General features: G+C 58.6%; 16 protein-coding genes and 1 pseudogene. 11 read left to right on the forward strand and 6 right to left on the reverse strand.

Features of this window, described 5'->3' with window-relative positions; translation table 11 throughout:
• Positions 1-222 precede the first annotated feature (222 nt).
• The 5 genes from FH041_RS07645 to FH041_RS07665 form a co-directional block, all read right to left on the reverse strand.
• A complete protein-coding gene (locus FH041_RS07645; RefSeq protein ID WP_027915529.1) occupies positions 223-2,484 on the reverse strand; it encodes an ATP-dependent DNA helicase in 2,262 nt (753 codons plus the stop codon).
• On the reverse strand, positions 2,481-4,130 hold the full coding sequence (locus FH041_RS07650; protein ID WP_104926113.1) for a VRR-NUC domain-containing protein: 1,650 nt from the start codon (positions 4,128-4,130) through the stop codon (positions 2,481-2,483). The genes FH041_RS07645 and FH041_RS07650 overlap by 4 nt, the downstream gene beginning before the upstream one ends.
• A 132-nt stretch (positions 4,131-4,262) precedes the next feature.
• The gene (locus FH041_RS07655) at positions 4,263-5,591 is read right to left on the reverse strand and encodes a GntR family transcriptional regulator (RefSeq protein WP_104926112.1); all 1,329 of its coding nucleotides are present in this window, start codon (positions 5,589-5,591) and stop codon (positions 4,263-4,265) included.
• Positions 5,591-6,970 (reverse strand): hypothetical protein, encoded by a 1,380-nt coding sequence (locus FH041_RS07660; protein WP_104926111.1) that lies wholly within the window; start codon positions 6,968-6,970, stop codon positions 5,591-5,593. The genes FH041_RS07655 and FH041_RS07660 overlap by 1 nt, the downstream gene beginning before the upstream one ends.
• 620 nt (positions 6,971-7,590) lie before the next feature.
• Positions 7,591-8,613, reverse strand: coding sequence for a zinc-dependent alcohol dehydrogenase family protein (locus tag FH041_RS07665; RefSeq protein ID WP_027915525.1), 1,023 nt, complete (start codon positions 8,611-8,613; stop codon positions 7,591-7,593).
• A gap of 204 nt (positions 8,614-8,817) precedes the next feature.
• Between FH041_RS07665 and FH041_RS07670 the strand changes: the two genes are divergently transcribed.
• From FH041_RS07670 to FH041_RS07715, 10 genes are all read left to right on the forward strand, one after another.
• Positions 8,818-9,732, forward strand: a complete 915-nt coding sequence (locus tag FH041_RS07670) for a LysR family transcriptional regulator (protein WP_023533541.1) — start codon at positions 8,818-8,820, stop codon at positions 9,730-9,732.
• A 347-nt stretch (positions 9,733-10,079) separates the two neighbouring features.
• Complete coding sequence (hxsD, locus tag FH041_RS07675; RefSeq protein ID WP_140174368.1) at positions 10,080-10,379, forward strand: His-Xaa-Ser system protein HxsD; 300 nt, start codon at positions 10,080-10,082, stop codon at positions 10,377-10,379.
• On the forward strand, positions 10,376-11,863 hold the full coding sequence (gene hxsB / locus FH041_RS07680) for a His-Xaa-Ser system radical SAM maturase HxsB (protein WP_140174369.1): 1,488 nt from the start codon (positions 10,376-10,378) through the stop codon (positions 11,861-11,863). The genes hxsD and hxsB overlap by 4 nt, the downstream gene beginning before the upstream one ends.
• Positions 11,863-13,098: a His-Xaa-Ser system radical SAM maturase HxsC gene (hxsC, locus tag FH041_RS07685; RefSeq protein WP_140174370.1), complete on the forward strand. Its 1,236-nt coding sequence runs from the start codon at positions 11,863-11,865 to the stop codon at positions 13,096-13,098. Before hxsB ends, hxsC begins: the two co-directional genes overlap by 1 nt.
• The gene (hxsA, locus tag FH041_RS07690) at positions 13,095-13,703 is read left to right on the forward strand and encodes a His-Xaa-Ser repeat protein HxsA (protein ID WP_140174371.1); all 609 of its coding nucleotides are present in this window, start codon (positions 13,095-13,097) and stop codon (positions 13,701-13,703) included. Before hxsC ends, hxsA begins: the two co-directional genes overlap by 4 nt.
• A 51-nt stretch (positions 13,704-13,754) precedes the next feature.
• The gene (locus tag FH041_RS07695; RefSeq protein WP_140174372.1) at positions 13,755-14,168 is read left to right on the forward strand and encodes a hypothetical protein; all 414 of its coding nucleotides are present in this window, start codon (positions 13,755-13,757) and stop codon (positions 14,166-14,168) included.
• Positions 14,169-14,241: 73 nt separating this feature from the next.
• Positions 14,242-14,505 carry a hypothetical protein gene (locus tag FH041_RS07700; protein WP_241194973.1) on the forward strand — a complete coding sequence of 88 codons (264 nt, stop codon included), beginning with the start codon at positions 14,242-14,244 and terminating at the stop codon, positions 14,503-14,505.
• A gap of 140 nt (positions 14,506-14,645) precedes the next feature.
• Complete coding sequence (locus FH041_RS07705) at positions 14,646-15,401, forward strand: hypothetical protein (protein ID WP_218938940.1); 756 nt, start codon at positions 14,646-14,648, stop codon at positions 15,399-15,401.
• Positions 15,402-16,108: 707 nt separating this feature from the next.
• A complete protein-coding gene (locus FH041_RS07710) occupies positions 16,109-16,426 on the forward strand; it encodes a type II toxin-antitoxin system PrlF family antitoxin (RefSeq protein WP_140174373.1) in 318 nt (105 codons plus the stop codon).
• Positions 16,426-16,887: a type II toxin-antitoxin system YhaV family toxin gene (locus FH041_RS07715; RefSeq protein WP_027915518.1), complete on the forward strand. Its 462-nt coding sequence runs from the start codon at positions 16,426-16,428 to the stop codon at positions 16,885-16,887. Before FH041_RS07710 ends, FH041_RS07715 begins: the two co-directional genes overlap by 1 nt.
• Positions 16,888-17,084: 197 nt before the next feature.
• Here FH041_RS07715 and FH041_RS07720 read toward each other — a convergent pair.
• Positions 17,085-17,513, reverse strand: a pseudogene (locus FH041_RS07720) (IS5 family transposase); the annotation flags it as partial.
• A gap of 535 nt (positions 17,514-18,048) precedes the next feature.
• On the opposite strand from FH041_RS07720, the gene FH041_RS07725 reads away from it, so the two are divergent.
• The gene (locus tag FH041_RS07725; protein ID WP_027915517.1) at positions 18,049-19,212 is read left to right on the forward strand and encodes a DUF3472 domain-containing protein; all 1,164 of its coding nucleotides are present in this window, start codon (positions 18,049-18,051) and stop codon (positions 19,210-19,212) included.
• Positions 19,213-19,240 lie beyond the last annotated feature (28 nt).

Raw genomic sequence — 19,240 nt, forward strand, 5'->3', positions numbered from 1 at the left:
TTGCAGCGCAGGCGGGCGATGAGTGCAGGCTACCCATTCTCAGGCTTTCGAGACAGCGCACGGGCCAGGCCACTGCGAACCTGACACGCTCAACCGCCCTCCAATACAACGGATTGCGGATCGGTGTGGTCGCTGATCTTACCGCAAAGGCTCGACCAGAACGAACGCAGGGCCTCAAAGCCGCCTTTTCATCAGTTGAGGAATCGGGCCCAAGCAGTAGGGTCAGGCAATCGCTGGCGGCCACCAGCCTGGGAACATCTGCTGGACGCGGGGTTCGGCAAAGCGCTCGTCGATGAGCACCAGCACTCCGCGGTCCTGGTCGCCCCGGATGACCCTGCCTGCGGCCTGGATGACCTTGCGCACACCTGGATACAGGTAGGCATAGTCAAACCCGGCGCCGAACTGGCGCCCAAGTCGCTGCTTGAATTGCTCGTTGATCGGGTTGACCTGGGGCAGACCCAAGGTGGCCACGAATGCGCCGATCAAGCGCGTTCCCGGCAGATCGACACCTTCACCGAAGGCCCCGCCCAATACCGCAAACCCTATGCCGCGCCCGCCTTCGACGAATCGGTCCAGGAACGCCTGACGTTCACCCTCGTCCATGCCTGGCGCTTGCGACCAGAGGGGGATCTGCCCGTGCTGGCGCGCCAGCAACTCCGCCACCTGCTGCAGGTATTCGAAGCTGCTGAAGAAGGCAAGGTAGTTACCGGGAAGGCGCTGGTACTGCTGCGCAATCAGCTCGACGATTGGCGCTAACGAGGCGCTGCGCTGCTGATAACGCGTGGAAACCTGGCTTGCGATGCGCACTTGCAGCTGCTCGGCGCGAAACGGTGCGGCCACCTCGAGCCAGGCGGTGTCCGCCGGCATGCCCAGCAGGTCGTGGTAGAAGCGTCGGGGGCTCAGGGTGGCTGAAAACAGGGTCACGCTGCGGGCCGCCTGCATGCGGGGCGAGAGCAGCCGCGCCGGGTTGACGTTACGCAGGCACAGTGTGGAATAGCGCTTGTTGCGTGGGCCGTTGCGCACACTGATGTCGAACATGAAATGCTCGTCGAACAGTTCAGCCACCCGGTTGAACTGCAACGCACTGAAAAAAAACTGCAGCAGTTGCGGATCGGTATGCGCCGGGGATTGATTCATCTGCTCCTGGATCAGGCTTATGCATTGCTGGAGTGCGCGCAGCAGCGCTTGGGGCAACACGTCACTGGCCTGGTACGGTGCGCGCTGCTCTTTGTGCAGCGCATTCCACTGCCGGTTCAAACGGTCCAGCGCCGTGGTCAGCCCGGCCGGCTTGCGCTGGCGTAACGCCTGCAGCTGGCCCTGATCGAGGCTGGCGCTGTACATGCTGCGGCCTCGATCGACCAGGTTATGAGCCTCGTCCACCAATACGGCGGTACGCCACTGGTTGGCCTGGGCCAGGCCGAAGAGCAAGGCGTGGGCATCGAAATAGTAGTTGTAGTCGGCAATGAGCACATCGACCCAGCGCGCCATTTCCTGCCCCAGGTAATACGGGCATACCTGGTGGGCCAATGCCACTGCGCGCAGGCTGCTGCGGTCGAGCAAGGGCTGGGCAGCGGCGGCTTCGCGTGCAGCGGGGAGCCTGTCGTAGAAGCCCGCCGCCAACGGGCATGACTCCCCATGGCAGGCTTTGTCCGGGTGTTCGCAGGCCTTGTCGCGGGCGATCAACTCCAGCGTGCGCAGGCCGGGCTGGGCCTGGGTGTCGGTCAGTTGACGAAGTGCATCAAGGGCCAGCGCGCGTCCCGGTGTCTTGGCTGTCAGAAAGAACAGCTTGTCCAGTTGCTGCGGCACCATGGCCTTGAGCAGGGGAAACAGCGTCCCCAGGGTCTTGCCGATGCCAGTGCTGGCCTGGGCCATGAGGCAGCGGCCAGTGCTCACGGCCTTGTACAGGGTCTCAGACAGCTGTCGCTGCCCTTGACGAAACTGCGGATAGGGAAAACGCAGCGCCAGTAGCCCTTGGTCGCGCTGCGCAATGCGCCGTTGCTGACCGTGAGCCCAGGCCAGAAACCGCTGGCACTGGTCGTCGAAGAAGGCCTGCAGATCCGTCGCTGTGCAGTGCTGGGTGATCAGCGTCTGCCCATCACTGTCGACGTCCAGGTATACAAGGGCGACATCTAGGGCTGCCAGGCCACGCGCCTGGCACAGCAGCCAGCCATAGACCTTGGCTTGAGCCCAGTGCAATTGGCGATGATTGTCAGGCTGACGAGCCAGGTCACCACGGTGGGTCTTGATTTCTTCGAGGCGGTTGCAGGCCGGGTCATAGCCGTCGGCGCGTCCGCGCACGCGCAAGGTTTCGAACTGACCTTCCAAGGCGATTTCCGATTCATAGCCCGCGCCCCGCCGTGCGACCACGCGCCGATGGCCTTCGATGCCTTCCTGGGCTGTGGGCGACGGCGTGAAGCGCAGGTCCAGGTCACCCACCTTGGCGCTGAACTCACACAACGCCCGTACGGCCACGCTGTAGCTCACGCCGCCTCGCTCCAGCGCACATGGCACACCGCAACCGGCAGGCCGTGCAGGCGGCAGAATTCCAGCCAACGCAGCTGGTTATCCTGCAGGCGATCACCCGGCCCCTTGACCTCCACCATGCGGTAGCTGCCCTGCTCCGGCCAGAACTGAATCAAGTCCGGCATGCCGGTGCGGTTATTGCGGATGTCCTGCAGCAGCCTCAAAAAGCATTGTTTCAAATGAGCGCCCGGCAAGCAGCCCAAGGCTTGGTCCAGCAGGGTTTCATTAAGCATGCCCCAGAACACGAACGGCGATTGCAGACCGCGCTTGGTGGCATAGCAGTCCCGAATGATTTGCCGATGCGTACCGTCGTCCAGCCGGCTCAGGCAACGCTCGAACACGTCGCTGCGCCGATGCTGGAAGTCGCTGTCGTGCAGGTCTTGGGGCGCCGACTGGAACGGGTTGAAGAAGGCCCCTGGAACCGGGGCGAACACAGCCTCCCAGCACAACAGGCCGAACAAGCTGTTGAACAAGGTGTTTTCCACATAGTGCACTTCGCCACCCGAAGCAGCCAGGTGCTGTCGCACCGCTTCCTCAACGCCAAGCTCGGCGTGGGCCCTGGGCAGTTCCAGCTCGATCAACTCGACTGGCTTGAGGCGCTGGCGACGCTGAGGTGGCCCGCCAAGCTTGCGCGCCAGGCGCGGCAACATGCGCTCCAGCGCCTGTACCTCGAGCGCATTGGCCGGCGCTGCTGCCAGTTGCAAGGCCAGGGCATGGGCCTGCTCCCAGGACTGCGTGCGTTCCAGTACGCGTACTTGACGAATGCGCGCCTGGGGGTGGGCGCACTGGGCGTACACTGCCATGGCCTGATCCCATTCGCCCCTGCGTTCACACTGCTGGCCCAGCGCGAACAGTAACCGCGCCCGGCGCCTGGCCAGCCATGCATTGCCACTGTGCAAGCCTTGCAGTGTCGCCAGGACCGAAGCGGTATCGGCCCCCTCCTCAAGACGCTCGGCGCACTGGTGCAGCGCTAGCGCCAGGTCAACCTCCGAGCGCTGGTGCAAGGCCCGCGAGTCAGCACTGAACGCTACCTGCTCGAAGCGCAATACACCCAGGTCAGCCAGCACGAAGTCCGACCAGTCTTGATAGAGATTGCCGAAAAACAGCAGCCGGATCCGGTCACAGACCGGCTGTCGGCACCACTGCACGATACGCAGTTCGCTGTGGGCGAACCATTGGCGCAAAGAACGGGGCGCCAGCTCCAATGCTTGCAGCTCGGCCAGCAACTCATGCTTGGCCGCACGCGGCCGGCTGAGCTGCGTTGCGAAACACTGCACCAGTTCATCCTTGCGCAAGAGCGTGAACAACTGCTCCAGGGTCAAGTGCTCGGGCTCGCACACCCAGCCAAGCCCCATCAAAGGTGCCAGCGCCTGCCCGATATCACCAACCTCGGCATACTGCAGGCGATCATCGCGAAACAGCTCACCCTTGCGCATGACCATGCGCACCATGATCGCCTGTGCAGGTGCGTCGAGCTCGGCGAACGTAGCGATGAACGCCTGCTCGCTCAGATCGAGCAGGTCTGCGTAGCGCTGACCCACCCAGCACAGGACCTGGCGGAAGTTATGCAGGTAATACAACGGATCTTCGACAGAATGGGCAATCACGGAAATCGGTCGGACGGCAGCTTTACGGGGTACTGGTTATACATACAGACTAGCGCGTGTGACAAGTGCCGCGGGTCGGGCCGTGCATCTTCGCGCCCTGGCAGCATGGCCGGTGCAGGCCTGGGGCGGTCATCAAGGGTGCCCGGCGACCTGAGCCAGTCGATCGACGGCAATCTGTAGCTCTACCGGGTCATCACCCGTCCAGCCCAAGGCCAGATGATGCTGAAAGCGGCCGTGCAAGCTGAAGTGCTTGCCAGGCATGGCATGCAGCGGCGTACCGGCCAGGGCCTTACTGATGGAATCCCAATGGACAGGCTGGCGCAACCTTGCCCAGAGCAAGCCGCCACCGTCGGGCAAGCGCAGTTGCAGCTGTGGCCCAAAGCGTAACGCGAGCACGCGTGCCAATGTTCGGGTACGGCGTTGCAGGGCCTGGCGAAGCCGGGCCCATTGTGCATCCACCTCCCCCTTGTCCAACATGCAGGCCAACGCCTGCATGCGTAAGGGTGGCAAGCGGAAAGCCCGTTCGCAGAAGCCTCTGGTCAGGGCACCGGTCGGTCCTAACACGTAGGCATACGGGGCCTCGGGCCCAAGCACTGCCTCGAACCCACCCACCACCAGCAGTTGCCTGACATCCACCCAGTCTCGCTGGCGGATGACAGGCGGGCCTGCGTGACAGAGCTCGCTGTCCAGGTCGCTTTCCAGCACCCATACCCGATACCGCGAGAGCAGATGGCCCAACTGCTGCTGGCCCGCCGAGGTCACCAGCCGGCCTTGTGGCGTGCTCAGACAGGAGGGCAGCACCACAAGCCCCACTGGCTCGCTTTCCAACAGACAGGTCAGCGCATACAGATTGAGATCACCCCGAGTATCCACTGGCACCTCAAGCACGGGCACCCCGGTGCGAGCGAGCGCCTGCAATAGCTGCCAGCAGCAAGGTGAATGAACCACCACTGCCGCATGCTTGAGCTCAAGCGCTGCCCACACGGTATCGAGCAACGCAGTGAGGTCCGGCGCCACGTGCACATCCGTGGCGCACCAGTAGCGGCTGCTGGAATGGGTGTAGCGCTCGGCAAGCGCCTGACGCAATCTCACGCTGCCCGGGTCCTGACCCCAGCCCATGGCTCGCAGCCGCTGACGCGCCAGCCGACGTTCATGATTGTGCAAGTTCAGCTCGAACAGCGATGGCTCGAATACCGGCGGTTGCCGGGGCGTGAGGGCCACCTCGCTGCTTGATGCACTGTGCACGAAGTAGCCCGACCTGGGCAGACGCTCAACACGACCGGCCTCCTCCAGCAGGTTATAGGCATGCTGGACAGTGCCCAGCGACACCCGTAGCCTCGAAGCAAGGCCTCGCAGCGAGGGCAAACGCTGCCGTTGCCCGGGCGGCGATTGATCAATGAGTGCTTCGATGTACCGGTAGACCTTGCGATAGGCAAACTCGCGATGCGGGGCCTGCGGCATCACGGCCGCTCCACGTCGCAGCCTTGCGCCGGCAAGGGCGCCTGGCACAGCAGACGCAAGTTGATGTCACGCCGGGCCAGGTGCCTCAACACGCGCATGGCCGAGGCAGGCAAGTTGGTTTCATACAGGGCCCGCAGCTGTGCAACAGGCAAGCCACTGACATTGACGAGCCAAGCCTTCACGGCTTGTGGACATGGCTCGCCGCGCAAGGCGTGATGCAGGTAGGGCAATGCCACCAGCATGTCGGTATGCCGGCACTTGAGGAAGCGCTCCAAATGCTTACCCCTGCGAGCAAAGGGTGTGAACAGCAAGCACATCAGCTGATCGTGGCTCAACCCCAACACGCCGCCCACCTGCCCAGTGCGGCCCCGGCCCGGTTTGTCCACCTGATGCTTGAGCGACAATGCGGGCCTGCACCCCTGGGCTTGCTGAGCGCGGGCCTGCAGTTGGTGCACCTGCGCCAACGCCTCAGGATCCACGAAAGCCCCCAATGGATAGGCATCCTGCGGCACTGCGCACGGATTGCCGAGCATCGATTCAAGTTTCTGTCCTTCAAGCAAGTCTGCCAGAAGCTCATCGATCCCCATGACCCGCAGTGGCGTACATACCTGCTCCTGCCGGCCTGCCGGCCTGACTTCCTGGCCAACAACACCCTCCAGCCGCTGGCCCAGTTGAGCGAGCCCGTCAGCCAACGCAGCCAGGCAATGCTGCGCCTCGGGCAAGCCGCTTTCGCCGGCAAGGTGCAAGATGCGCCGGAACCAGGCCAGAAAACGATGCCGCTCTTGAGCCGGTATTGCCGTGATCATCACGTCGACAGGTGTTTGGAACTGCACGGCCTCGCTGAATGTGTTTGCCAGGTCCAGATAAAGCCAAGCGCCCAACAATCCCTCGGGCCTGGCCCCTGCCAGATGCCCCAACAGCAGCATGGCAGTGCTGGCCAGAGGGACGTCGTCCCTGCTGGGCACCCAGTCTCGCGAAAAGGGTCTGACCGCCCGACCCTGGACCATGAGCAACTCAACGCGTGGATCATCCTGGAGGAACAAGGCATTGAACGCACGCTCGTGACATACCAGGGTGTGAGAACCAGGAGCGGGTTGACTGATCACCAACACACGCAACTGGAAGGTGACCGGCCCGCGTGTGGCGATGCTCAATTGCGCAGCCCGGAGCATGGCCAGCAATCTGGCACTACGGCGGTCGTTGCCATGCAGAGCCAATACACGAAACGTCCCGATATATTCAGCGCCTCCGGCAGCTATCAGCAATCGCTGAATCAACAACTGCAAGGAAGCACGTTGTGATTGGGACATATGATTCAACAAGCGCTCCAGCACTTGCCGATAAATATGATGCATTGCCTGATCGTGAATAGCCGTCACGATATTACCTCGTCCAGTTCATGCGGCCAGTCGATGCACAAGCACTCGGCATCAACCCTGGCCGGGATATTCCGAATGGTCGTTACAGTCCACGCACAACGAAGTTCATCTTCACTGTCGACACACGCCGGAAGCCCTCACCGCATACCCATGGCACACCGGCTTTTCACGCCATTGCCCAGCCAGCTCAGCCCTGCTCATATCACGCTCCTTGCGTAAACTGTCATTGCGCCATTATCGATATGCAACAGAAGAATTGAAGATACAGATCAGGGGAAAAAAAGTAGTCAGAGCTGTTGAAACGACAGCTTGACCTTGAAACTTGAAGACTTCAATCAAAGATAAGAGGCGAGATATTTCCCAAACTCCATAACACTGAAACTTTATGTAGTATCAGTCTTGGTGCGTTGTAGGAATTATCCTTTTATAAAATTCATGCACAGGATCGCCGGCCACTTGCCGAACCGAGTGAACGGCCAGGAACAGTCAGTCGCCGCCGGCCAGGACGCCGACGACAGCTGAACGTTGGGATAGGTATCGGCGGGTCAAGCCCGATGCGGTCGGCGACGATCTGTGGACGCCCGCCTAATGAAGCGAGCCATCATTGCGCGCACAGCCTGTCAGGCAGGCATCAGGTCCAGCACCACGCGCCCACCGCAAGGGCACTGATCCATGTAGCGATGGGCGTCGACCACTTGCTCGAACGGGTACACCTTGATGATCTGCGGGGTGAGCAGCTTGTCGGCCGTGAACTGGTTGATATCGCGCAACGCCCTATGCAAAGCCACTTGGTCCTGGCTGATGCCCAGTTCAGGCTTGCCCGTAAAATTGCCAATGCAGTGTACATAGAACTGAATGTTCTTCTGAAACGCAGCACAGGCCGGAAATGGGGTCTGGTTGCCGCCTTGCAGGCCATACAGCACAAGGCTGCCACGCGGGGCCAACACATCACCGAGCAACGACATCTGCGGCCCACCCAGGCCATCGAGCACCATGTCCACACCGCGACCCTCGGTGTACTTGCCTACCTGCATCACCAGGTCTTGCTCCTCGGTGACGATCACCTTGTCAGCGCCCAGGCCGAGCAGATAATCACGTTGCTCGCCATCCTTGGTCGCAGCAAACACCGTCAGGCCAAGCGCCTTGCCCAACTGCACGAACGCCGGTCCCGCGCAATGACTGGCATCGGTAACCAATGCCGTCTGCCCACTTTTTGCACGGGCCAGATCGACGTACGCGAAATAGGCGATCAGCAATGGCGTGTAATGCACGCTCGCTTCAATCGGTGTCAGCACCTCCGGATAGCGGGTGATGGCTGAACGGGGCAAGACGATAACGTCACCGTACACGGGGTGATCGTTGGCACTGGTGGCTGGGAAGCTCGCGACCCTGTCTCCGACCACGATGTCGTCGACCGCATCGCCCACCGCCGTCACCACGCCGGCCATTTCATGACCTATACCGGCTGGCAGCCGGGCACGGGAGGACGCCAGGTTCTGGCGCCAGAGCACGTCGTACCAGCTGACACCGATCGCCTCGACGCGGATCTGTACCTCACCGGCGGCAGGCATCGGCTCGGCCTGCTCCTCGCAACGGAGCACATCCGCAGCGCCGAACTTGTGGAACCGAATCATGCGGGACATCGCCTACCTCGCCTAGTGAAACATCAATTGCCACTGACTCTATCCGGGCTTTACGCATCGGACCAGCCGCGATCATTAATAGTCGACATGCCTGTCATCGATTGGGCCCCGCATTTTCCCTGCTATTGGCCCCCTGGATGGGTGCAGATTACCAGCCTTTGGCCTTAATATTCACCCCTGCTCCTTTTCTGGCGAAGCGCCCCGATGAATCGAAACGACCTGCGTCGCGTAGACCTCAACCTGCTGATCGTGTTCGAAACGCTCATGCATGAGCGAAGCGTGACCCGTGCAGCGGAGAAGCTGTTCCTCGGCCAGCCCGCCATCAGCGCCGCCCTCTCGCGCCTGCGCAACCTGTTCGATGATCCGCTTTTCGTGCGCACTGGGCGCAGCATGGAGCCGTCCGCCCGCGCCAACGAAATCTTCGCCCTGCTTTCGCCCGCGCTGGATTCGATTTCCACGGCCGTCAGCCGAGCGGCCGAGTTCGACCCGGCCACCAGCAACGCCGTGTTTCGCATCGGCTTGTCGGACGATGCCGAATTCGGCCTGCTGCCGCAGTTGCTCAAGCGCGTACGCGCCGAGGCGCCAGGCATCGTGCTGGTGATACGACGCGTCAATTACCTGTTGATGCCCACCCTGCTGGCCTCCGGCGAAATCTCGGTTGGCGTCAGCTACACCAGCGAACTCCCGGCCAATGCCAAGCGCAAAGTGCTGCGCCGCAGCCGGCCAAAGCTGCTGCGTGCCGACAGCGTACCGGGCAGCATCAGCCTCGATGATTTCTGCGCACGGCCCCATGCCCTGGTGTCTTTCGCCGGGGACCTGTCGGGTTTTATCGACGAAGCCTTGCAGGCGCTTGGGCGCAAGCGCCACGTGGTCCTCGCCGTGCCGCAGTTCAATGGCCTGGGCAGCCTGCTGGCCGGCACCGACATTGTCGCCACCGTGCCTGACTACACGGCCGATGCCCTGACGGCGGCCGGTGGGTTGCGGGCTGAAGAGCTGCCACTGGACGTGCGCAGCTTTGAATTGCACATGGCCTGGCGTGGGGCGCAGGACAATGACCCGGCGGAGCGGTGGTTAAGGTCTAGGATTCAGATGTTTTTTGGGGATCCTGAGAGTCTCTAGTCGCCGCCGGATAGGCTGTTCGGCTGATCATTCCTGCCTTTCCACAAACCATGGAGCTCTATGTACTTCCAGTGGATTGCTACATTGGTGGGCATATATGACGGCATGCTATGGATGGTTTGAAAAGGATGCCCCTAGCCTGAGGCCAAGCAGGTTATAGATGGCAATGGGTGGACTGAGGGAGATATGAACCCGCGACCCTACCCCGTCTCAATGACCGAGCCGTAGTGAGCTCACCACCCGCCACGCTGGACAAATGCGTGCAAATGTAAAAAATTATGATGGCATAATGCCGCGTCAACCGGCAAAATCCACACGCTCCCAACGGATTTGAAGGACCGGTTCCGATGACATGGCCAGTCACGCTAAAACTCGACAGTGCAGCCTACCCGCTCAGCGTGGTGCAACGCGCCGCTTATTCCCTGGCCGGCACTGTCACGATCCAGGTCGGTATTGAAGCCAATCAGATAAGCCTCACGGCCCACCCCGCTGAAGCAAGGCTAACGCTTTCCCCGGAGCAAGCTCACTCGCTGATCCTTCAGCATCTGAACGACTTCGCCCTACGCGACCATATCAACTGCGAAACAGTAGGGTTGCGCGAAGTCCTGGCCCGAGCCGCGCTCGCTGGATGTGGGATTTCACAGTGACACTGATTGCGACAGACGCCAAGCACTACCGCTTGCTGCCTTTTCGATTTATGCGCATGAACACGGGAAATGGCCGTGACATCCTGCTCACCTCCGATACCGGTGAGTACATGCACGTGAACGACGCGCAATTACGAGCCCTCAGTTACTTCGACCTTCAAGCAAGTACGCCTTTTTACAAGGACCTGCTGGCCCGCCACTTCATCTACGAACCAGGCCGCCACGATCCGTTCCCGGAAATGGCCGCGCAATATCGGAGCCGAAAGGACTTCCTCTTCCAGGGCCCTGCACTGCACTTGTTCGTGGTTACATTGCGCTGCAACCACACCTGCCAGTACTGCCAGGTATCGAGGGCCCCTCTGGGAGGATCCGGCCACGATCTATCGGAAGCAGATGCACAGGCGGCGGTCGATCGCCTGTTCGAATCGAACGCTCCCGCCTTGACTGTGGAGTTTCAGGGTGGCGAGCCGCTACTGGCCTTCGAGCGCGTCCGCCAGATTGTCGAATGGGTCGTTGAACGGAACGTGGTCGAACAAAGGGATATTCAGTTCGTCATCACCACCACGCTGCACCACCTGACGGAGGAAATACTCGACTTCGCAGAACAAAATCGCATCCAGTTTTCGACTTCGCTCGATGGGCCGGCGCCCTTACACAATGCCAACCGCCCTACCCCGTCACGAGACTCCTACGAACGCACTGTAAAAGGTATCCAGTGGGTCCGTGAGCGCCTTGGCCATGATGCAGTTTCCGCGCTGACCACGCTAACTTCAAGAAGCCTCGAACAACCTGAAGCGATCATCGATGAGTATGTAAGCCAGGGCTTCTCCAGCATTTCGCTTCGGCCTCTGAGCCCTTATGGGTTTGCCACCAAGAGTGCCCATCGACTTGATTACCCTATTGAGCGATACCTGGCCTTCTACAAGAAGGCACTGGCCTATTTGCTGCATATCAACCAACAGGGCGTATATATCTCAGAGAGTTATACAAGCCTGCTGCTGAAAAATATCCTGACACCCTTCTCCTCCGGCTACGTAGACCTGCGGTCCCCTGCTGGCGCTGGCACTGCGGCGCTGGTTTATAACTATGACGGTTACGTCTATCCCTCGGACGAAGCCCGAATGCTGCTGGAAATGGGTGAAGACGGCTTGAGGCTCGGCACCGTGCAGCAACCCTTGTCAGCATTGCTCGCATCGCCAGTTATGAATGCGTTGCTCGCCAGTGGAATAGCAGAGGCGCTGCCGGGCTGCTCCGACTGCGCGCTTGTCCCGTACTGTGGTGCTGACCCCATCGAACACTATGCTCGCCACGCTGACCCGATCGGACATCGAGCGTTCAGCAGCTTCTGCAAGAAGAACATGGGTCTTCTGAAGCATCTTTTCGGCCTGCTTCGCGATGGCGACGACAACGTGCAGAGGGTGCTGCTGTCCTGGTTGAACAGGCGCTCTTACAGCGATGTCCGGATCCCGGGTTACAGGGGCTGATTGCGATGCTGCGCAAAGATACCCACTTCGAAATCCATCACCTGAATGAGCCGAAACTGCTCAAGGTCATCACGCTGGATGAGTTCATCGAACACGGCCTGGCTGCTTGCGCCGGAACTGCCGCGTTCGATGACCTGCTGCTTTGGCTGCCAAACGAAGAACGGCTACGCAGCCCGCATCTGCTCTCGCTGCCAGTAGGTGGGTTCCTGATCCCGGAGCCATTGATCGGCGACTTCGACAGCGCGCGGCCATACCTGCACACTCCCAAGGATGCGGATGTCGTGCAGCCCGGCGATGTCATTGCCATCACTCCAGGCAACACGTTGGTGCGAGTGCTCTATCGACGAGGCTCGGACAGCAACCTGCTGTTCATGACCGATCGTTGCAACAGCCTCTGTCTGATGTGCTCGCAGCCGCCCAAGGATATCGATGACCGTTGGCACATTGAAGAAAACCTACGGCTGATCGACCTGATGGATCCGGGCGAGGAAAATCTAGGTATCAGCGGCGGAGAACCAACACTTTATCGCGATGGCCTGCTGGAAATCCTGGCCAAGTGCAAAGCTGTTTTGCCGCAGAAATCCATTCATGTGCTCAGCAACGGGCGCCTGTTCCGAGACCCAAGCTGGATCGCAGCGCTCTCTGCAATCGGTCACCCTCAGTTGAGCTGGGGCATCCCCCTGTACGCCGACAATGCCGAAGACCATGACCATGTGGTGCAGGCCCCAGGCGCGTTCAGCGAAACCCTGCAAGGTCTTTATAACCTGTCGCGGGCCAACCAGATCATCGAAATTCGCGTGGTGCTCAATCGCCTGACCACACCACGCTTGCCAGAGCTCGCCCACTATGTATTCAGAAACCTGCCCTTCATGCGGCATGTTGCGCTGATGGGCATCGAAAGTACCGGCCTGGCGAGGAAGAACTATGAAGAACTGTGGATTGACCCGCTGGACTATCAAGGGTCGTTGACCCAGGCCGTGTATTTCCTGTCCAACCGTGGCGTGCCGGTTTCGATCTACAACTTGCCCCTGTGCCTGATCCCGTCCCACCTCTCGCGCTTCGCCCGCCAGAGCATCTCGGACTGGAAAAACCTGTTCATCGAAACCTGCCAACAATGCGCTGCCGTCAAACATTGCTCTGGCTTTTTCAAATCCCATACCGACCGTTGGCAGAGCCGCGGCGTACAACCACTATCGACCGAGGCCTTCAGTGCCTATGCAAGGAGTGCACAGTGAAATTGCTCGAACGCTGGAAAGTCCTGATCAGTGGGATCAGCCTGCTGCCAATGGCAGGTACTACCCTGGCACAGCCGGGACATCTGTCACTGGCCGATGCGAACTGGCAACCCAATGACAAGCTTCAGCCCCCAGTATTTACCGATACGCTCAATGCGCCAGATGCCGTCAACATCTATGCAGCACATCGCTCACACAGTTCACACCGGTCCCACAGTTCGCACAGTTCTCACTACAGCGGCTCGGGTGGCTATAGCGCACCTCGCTACTACAGCCCACCTGCTACCAGTACCCGAAGCTACAGCGCGCCGAGTGCTTCGAGCAGCACCTCAGGCAGCAACAGCCTTTATCAGTCGTCTGGCACTACCAGCGGGACAAGTTCGAGCACTTCAAAGAGCCGCGCGACCAATGAGCAAAAAAGCAACCTGGTCACCCGTGTGCAGACCGCGCTGATGGTGCGCCAGTATTACCAAGGCACCATTGATGGGGTGATGGGCAAGGCGACACGAGGTGCGTTGATGGCCTTTCAGATGGACAGTGGGCTGACCGTGAATGGCCGGATGGATACGCCATCGCTGAATGCGTTGGGTATCAAGATTCCATAAATCGCTTCAGGTTAAAGCTAGCGTCCGTTCAGTAACGAAAGAAATTATCCCATGCAGCACATCATTCAAATCGACAACACTCTCTGGGCATTGATCAGCCGCCTGCAAGGCAAGGAACTGCAAACACCGTCGCGTAGCGCCCGTTTCCGAATCACGACCGTTGATGCAAATCGCGTTGTGATTGAAACCGGGTCGGAAGACTCGCAGTTGGCGCTGACTCGAGCAGCTTTCCAGCAAACGTTGGACTACCTAGCCGGTAACAATCATTTCGGCCAAGCACAAGCTGTGGAAATCAGCTCTAACCATACCTACGAAAAAGCAGGCCCACTTTGCCAGGCGGCTCGTTACAGAGCAGAAGGCAAGCCGGGGCGTACCAACATCACCTACATTCTGCCGATTCTGGAGCAGTGCCAGGCAGTCGGCATCCGGTCCACCACCCCAAACAGTACTTGGCTGCTGCCCTGAACAGCTCCTGATATCTTTACAAGGACGCCAACATGTACGCCAAAATGGACACCTTTCGCCCCGGCAGTGCCGCGTGTTTGATCAACCCTGCAAGGTGACGATCGACATCGAGTTTATCACCGTCTCCTATGACGACGCGGGGCAGCCCTGGCAATACCGAGGCCAGGCAAAAGGCCTGGGGCATTACGAACTGCAATCAGAAGGTTTCGACGGCAGAGCAACGCTGTACCGCTTCGAAGGCTCGAATGTACTGGAAGGCACTTGGGTCGAAGACGGCGTACGCGGGATGTGGCGGATTGTCTGCCAGCCGATTGATTCGTCATTCGTGCCCACATAAATAAGCTGAACTCGTGGGAGTTTGATGGGCCGCCACGAGGTCATCCACCTCAAATGGCAGAACAAAACGTACATCAAGGCGGCCAAGCATTGCTATCCGCATGGATTTGGAAGCACTGAAAAGAAGTTCAAGGATGAAAAATGATAGCTCTGAAAGCAAAACTGCTCGCCAAATTCCAACAATATTCCGTATCCCAACGGTTCTATCTCGCCTCGGTAGTTACGTACCTCATCACGATCGCAGCTTCTCAATATACGGGCATATCCGCGCTTACCATCGAGACGACGGTCGCGGCTGCATTGATAATTTGCGGATTCATTGCCTGGTGCATCCCTTTCGCCCGCTGGCTCCATACAGCATGGGAGAAGCCATTCGCCAAAACGCCCATCATCATTATGCATCTGCTTGCACTGCTGATATCCACAGCATGCGCGCGTTTCGCGGTTGCCGAGGCGTTAGGGCTGCCTCCTCAAAGTTTTGATCTGACAGTCGGCTTTCTCGCGTTGCTATTTTACATTCCATCGTGGCTGCTTGTGGTGGCAATACTCCTTGGTCTGACAGCAATACTGATCATGGTCATCGCGATGATCAGCCTGCCATTCGAAGCAGCCTGGCAACACATGACCCGCTTGGCCGCGCTCCTCAGCTTTCAGGCTAAGCTCAAGCAATCGCGCAGTATGATCATGTTCCATGGTGCAGGGGCTCTTATCATTAGCGTGCTATTTGCCATGAGCTACGACTATCTTACCGACAACTTCAGCCCGGCCTTCAAGGCCGTGACCAAAGTCATTGCACTACGAAGTGATTTCCACAAAGCCCCAAACTATCCCGACGTGCGGAATGGAGAATATGTGCATCCGTTGGAGAATGGTTTTATTGCTTACGCCCGCGAATAAGAAGACAAAAGTGTCATCATTGGCGTTCGTTTACAGCCTACTGAGAATTACGATGTCGTGGTGTCGACTATTCCCCCTCTCAAGGTTGCAATGACAACCATGGCAGAACACGTCAAGCAATCCCCTGCCCTGATTTGGCTGCTCAGCAGCGCTGCTTCAGAGACTGAGTCTGACTCGATACTGCGTTAAACCTGGTTAGCCACGATCAAAATACAGGCGAGCACCTTGAGAAACGTACTACTGGCGGGTACTTTGAGCATGGCTAACAAAATCACCAGCAATACAAAGGCGACCAGAGCGAGTGGATTACTCACATAGGGCGCCAATGCGTTTACATCTATCATGTCCAATAAGATCCTCTTTTGAAGAAGAACAGTGTTGCCGATCTCGAGTGACCGGTTTGTTAGTAAGCCATGCGAGTCGTTCGAGAATTTGCAGAGAACTCCTTTTCTAGAATTTGGCAGCAAACCTCGAGGTGCCAAGCGCCGAAAAGCGACCACGCTCACACTACAGAATTGACGCCGCGAGTAGGCCAAGCCTACGCACCGAAGTCAATACGCCATCCTGGCATGTCGCCGCCGAGGTGGAAAGGCAGACGTAGCCCTTCTTCTGATCAGTGTCAGCATCTCGCTCCTTGGCCAGAAACCAAGATTGACCACGTAAGGATTATTCCTTACCATTCGCTTAGTATATCTGGGAGAACACTCATGCCTGCCATCCACGAAATCGCCACGTTGACCTCGAAGGGGCAGGTCACACTGCCCAAATCCGTTCGCCAGCTACTGGGCATTGACACAGGTGGCAAGATTGCATTCGACGTACGCGGCGGTGAAATCGTGGTCAGCCGCGTCGAAACCACCCACGAAGACCCTGCAATCGGTGCGTTCCTGGGATTGCTGGAGGCTGATATCCGAAACGGACGCAACCTCACTACCCTGCCGGAAGACTTGGCGCAAACCATGCTCGCCAATGCAAAACACCCTGTAAACCTGGACGAAGATATCGATGGTGAGGTCGCGATCTGATGGTGCGACATGGCTGGACACTGTTGTTCCATGAAGGTGTGACTTTACAGCTACGCAAATTGCAAGAAGCCGCCGCCCGGGCCGAGCAAAACGACCCGCAAGGTTTTGAGAGCAATGCCAACGTCAAGCTGTTTCGGGCATTGAGCCATCTGATCATGGAGGCTGTGCCTGCCGACCCGGGCCGTGATGAGTTCCGCCAAGGCAACACGCTGGGCACCGCCTACCGACATTGGCGGCGGGCAAAGATCGGTAGGCGCTTTCGGCTGTTCTTTCGCTACGACTCAAGATCCAAGGTCATCGTCTATGCATGGGTCAACGACGAAAATACCCTCCGGTCTGCAGGCAGCAAATCCGATCCCTACGCTGTATTCGAGAAGATGCTTAGCCGCGGCAACCCTCCTGATGACTGGGATGCGCTGACTGCTGCGACGCGTAGCGACTGGGACGAGCCCAAAGCGTAGGCGGCACGCTTTGGCGAGTGATAGCACGTTCAACACCGCGCCTCAGTGCGTCCACTATCGTCCACTCGGAACCACTGCAAAAAGGGTACTTCTGGGGGTACAAATTGAATTTCTCACTCGTAACTTGTTGATTAGCATGATTGCCCAAATGTTTTTTGGGGATCCTGAGAGTCTTGAGGCATCTTCTGGCAGGCTGGTGCGTCGCAGAGCATGTGGATTGTGGTTGTCAGGCCGCCACGACTGCGGCCTAGAGCGTGATCGGCAGGTTCGTCAGCCCCCTTATTTCCCGGCGCCAGATGAGGCTCGGTTGCGCGTACTGCGGTTGACTCGATCCTCCAGGTTTGCAGATCGATCAAGCCCAGCTCATTCAATCCCAGGTGCAGACGTTTGAGCATTTGCTCGAAAGTCCCTTGGTTTCGCCAGTCCCGAAACCGTTGATACACCAGTGTCCATGGACCGAAGCGCTCAGGCATAGCTCGCCATGCAGCCCCTGAGCAGAGTACCCAGAGGACGCCATCGAGCATCAGTGGGTCGCTCAATCGCGGCCGGCCCCGGCCATGGGTTTCGATGAAGAGATCGGAGACCACATCCCAGGCCTCGTCCGCGAGTTCGTAGCGCCTTGCCAGCACAGGGTTCCCTTCCGTTGATGGCGTGTGACTCTACAAAATCTCAGCGCTGAAGGGGCAACGATTAGGTTTTTCGTGATTTCGCAGAGAGCCTAGGCTCCGTGTGAACAGTCTTGAGACGAAGCTCAGGCAAGGCGAAACAGCCGAGGAACGGTTGGAGTCGGGCTCGACTTAACGGGTTGTAAATGAGCAATCCGACCGGGCTGGCGCACTAGGCTGTTTTCGACGCAGCATCACCGAGTATCAACGCTTTTCACATAGGGCCTAAGGACTGGGCACCAACCGGCATTGAGTACCACCAATAGACCGGAGACTTCCCTGATGCATTAGGTTATGCAGCACAGACGTCGCGCCCCTCATAACAGCGGCTTCTGCTTACTGCCCTGCTGGCCCCGGTCGACCTAGCTCAGGAGGTCGCGGTTGTACCGTGTTGCAAGATGAAGACCTGTCAAAACTGCCAGTTGTGGGCACAAGGGATCCGAATAGCATGACTTTCATCGCACTATCGCGACGTTTACATAACGAGGAACACTCAATGGATACCCGTCAAGCACAGTCCATGACCGCAATATTGCGAGATGAACACGCTGACCTGCCTGAGCCTGCCAACGACGTACCAGCGTGGGGACCTTACATCACCGCCCACTTCAACCCGCGCAAAGGGGTTGAACTGTTCTATGCCGAGATACATGTGCCGCAGGCCGGGGCCCAGCGCTACATCTACTGGAGCCTGATGAATCCAAACTATGGAAAGAACCCCAGTTATGCTGGAATACAGATGAGCCTAGTGCCGGGTAACGATGTTTACGGAAACAACATCTGCTCCATCTGGGATTCCGATGATTTGCCCGAGGACACCTTACCCGAGGCAACACTTATCAGCGGTAGACCTGGTATATACTGGGATCACTTCGGCAATGAAGGAACTGGTTTGCACACCAGTAATCAGAATGCATGGAAACCCGGTGAGCGCTATGCCATGGTCATACGCCGCTGGACACGCAAAGGTGATGACAAGTACACCTACACGTCGATGTTCATGTATTCGTTCACGGCCAAGACATGGACGCATTGGATGTCTGCACGGATTGCAGGGCGCGCGCTGATGCTTGAGGGTAATCCCGCCGGCTTCGTAGAGCGCTATGGAGGCAATGCACAGCACTACTACGGGCATTTTGGCAACTACTTCATCATGGTCGAGGGTGGCGAGTGGCAGTCACCCCACAAATACACCGTCGGGGCCGGCAAAGCACCATGGCGAGCCTCCTTGGTCAATGGTCACTCCGGACAAGACGTCAAAGTCCAAGTTGGGCAAACGCCCGAACGAGATCAAGAAATCACATTGAGGCCAGCGCAGCAAAACCGGCCCACCACCATCACGCCGCCGATCATTGAGTCATTCACCGTGACCTACCATGTGCGTGCGCAAACAATTGAATGGGCGTGGACCATCAAAGACAGTTCGCCTCCTCCCATCAGGACCTTGCTCTCCATTTCACGTGATGAAGTATACGGACAGGACGTCTATCTCCATGAAATCAACGGACCCAGTGGCCGCAAGGCTATCACCAATGACCTGCTGCTCAGGGAGAACGATTACAAAGGAACGTACAGGTACTTCGCACGTATCGAGTACTTCGACATCTTTGAGCAGAAATCCAATAATGGGTACGTTCAGGTAGTATTTGATTACGCCTAACCTGAATGGCGACGCACATAGGCGGCCC

Origin of the sequence: Pseudomonas sp. SWI7 (assembly GCF_006351945.1) — a bacterium.
GTDB lineage: Bacteria > Pseudomonadota > Gammaproteobacteria > Pseudomonadales > Pseudomonadaceae > Aquipseudomonas > Aquipseudomonas fulva.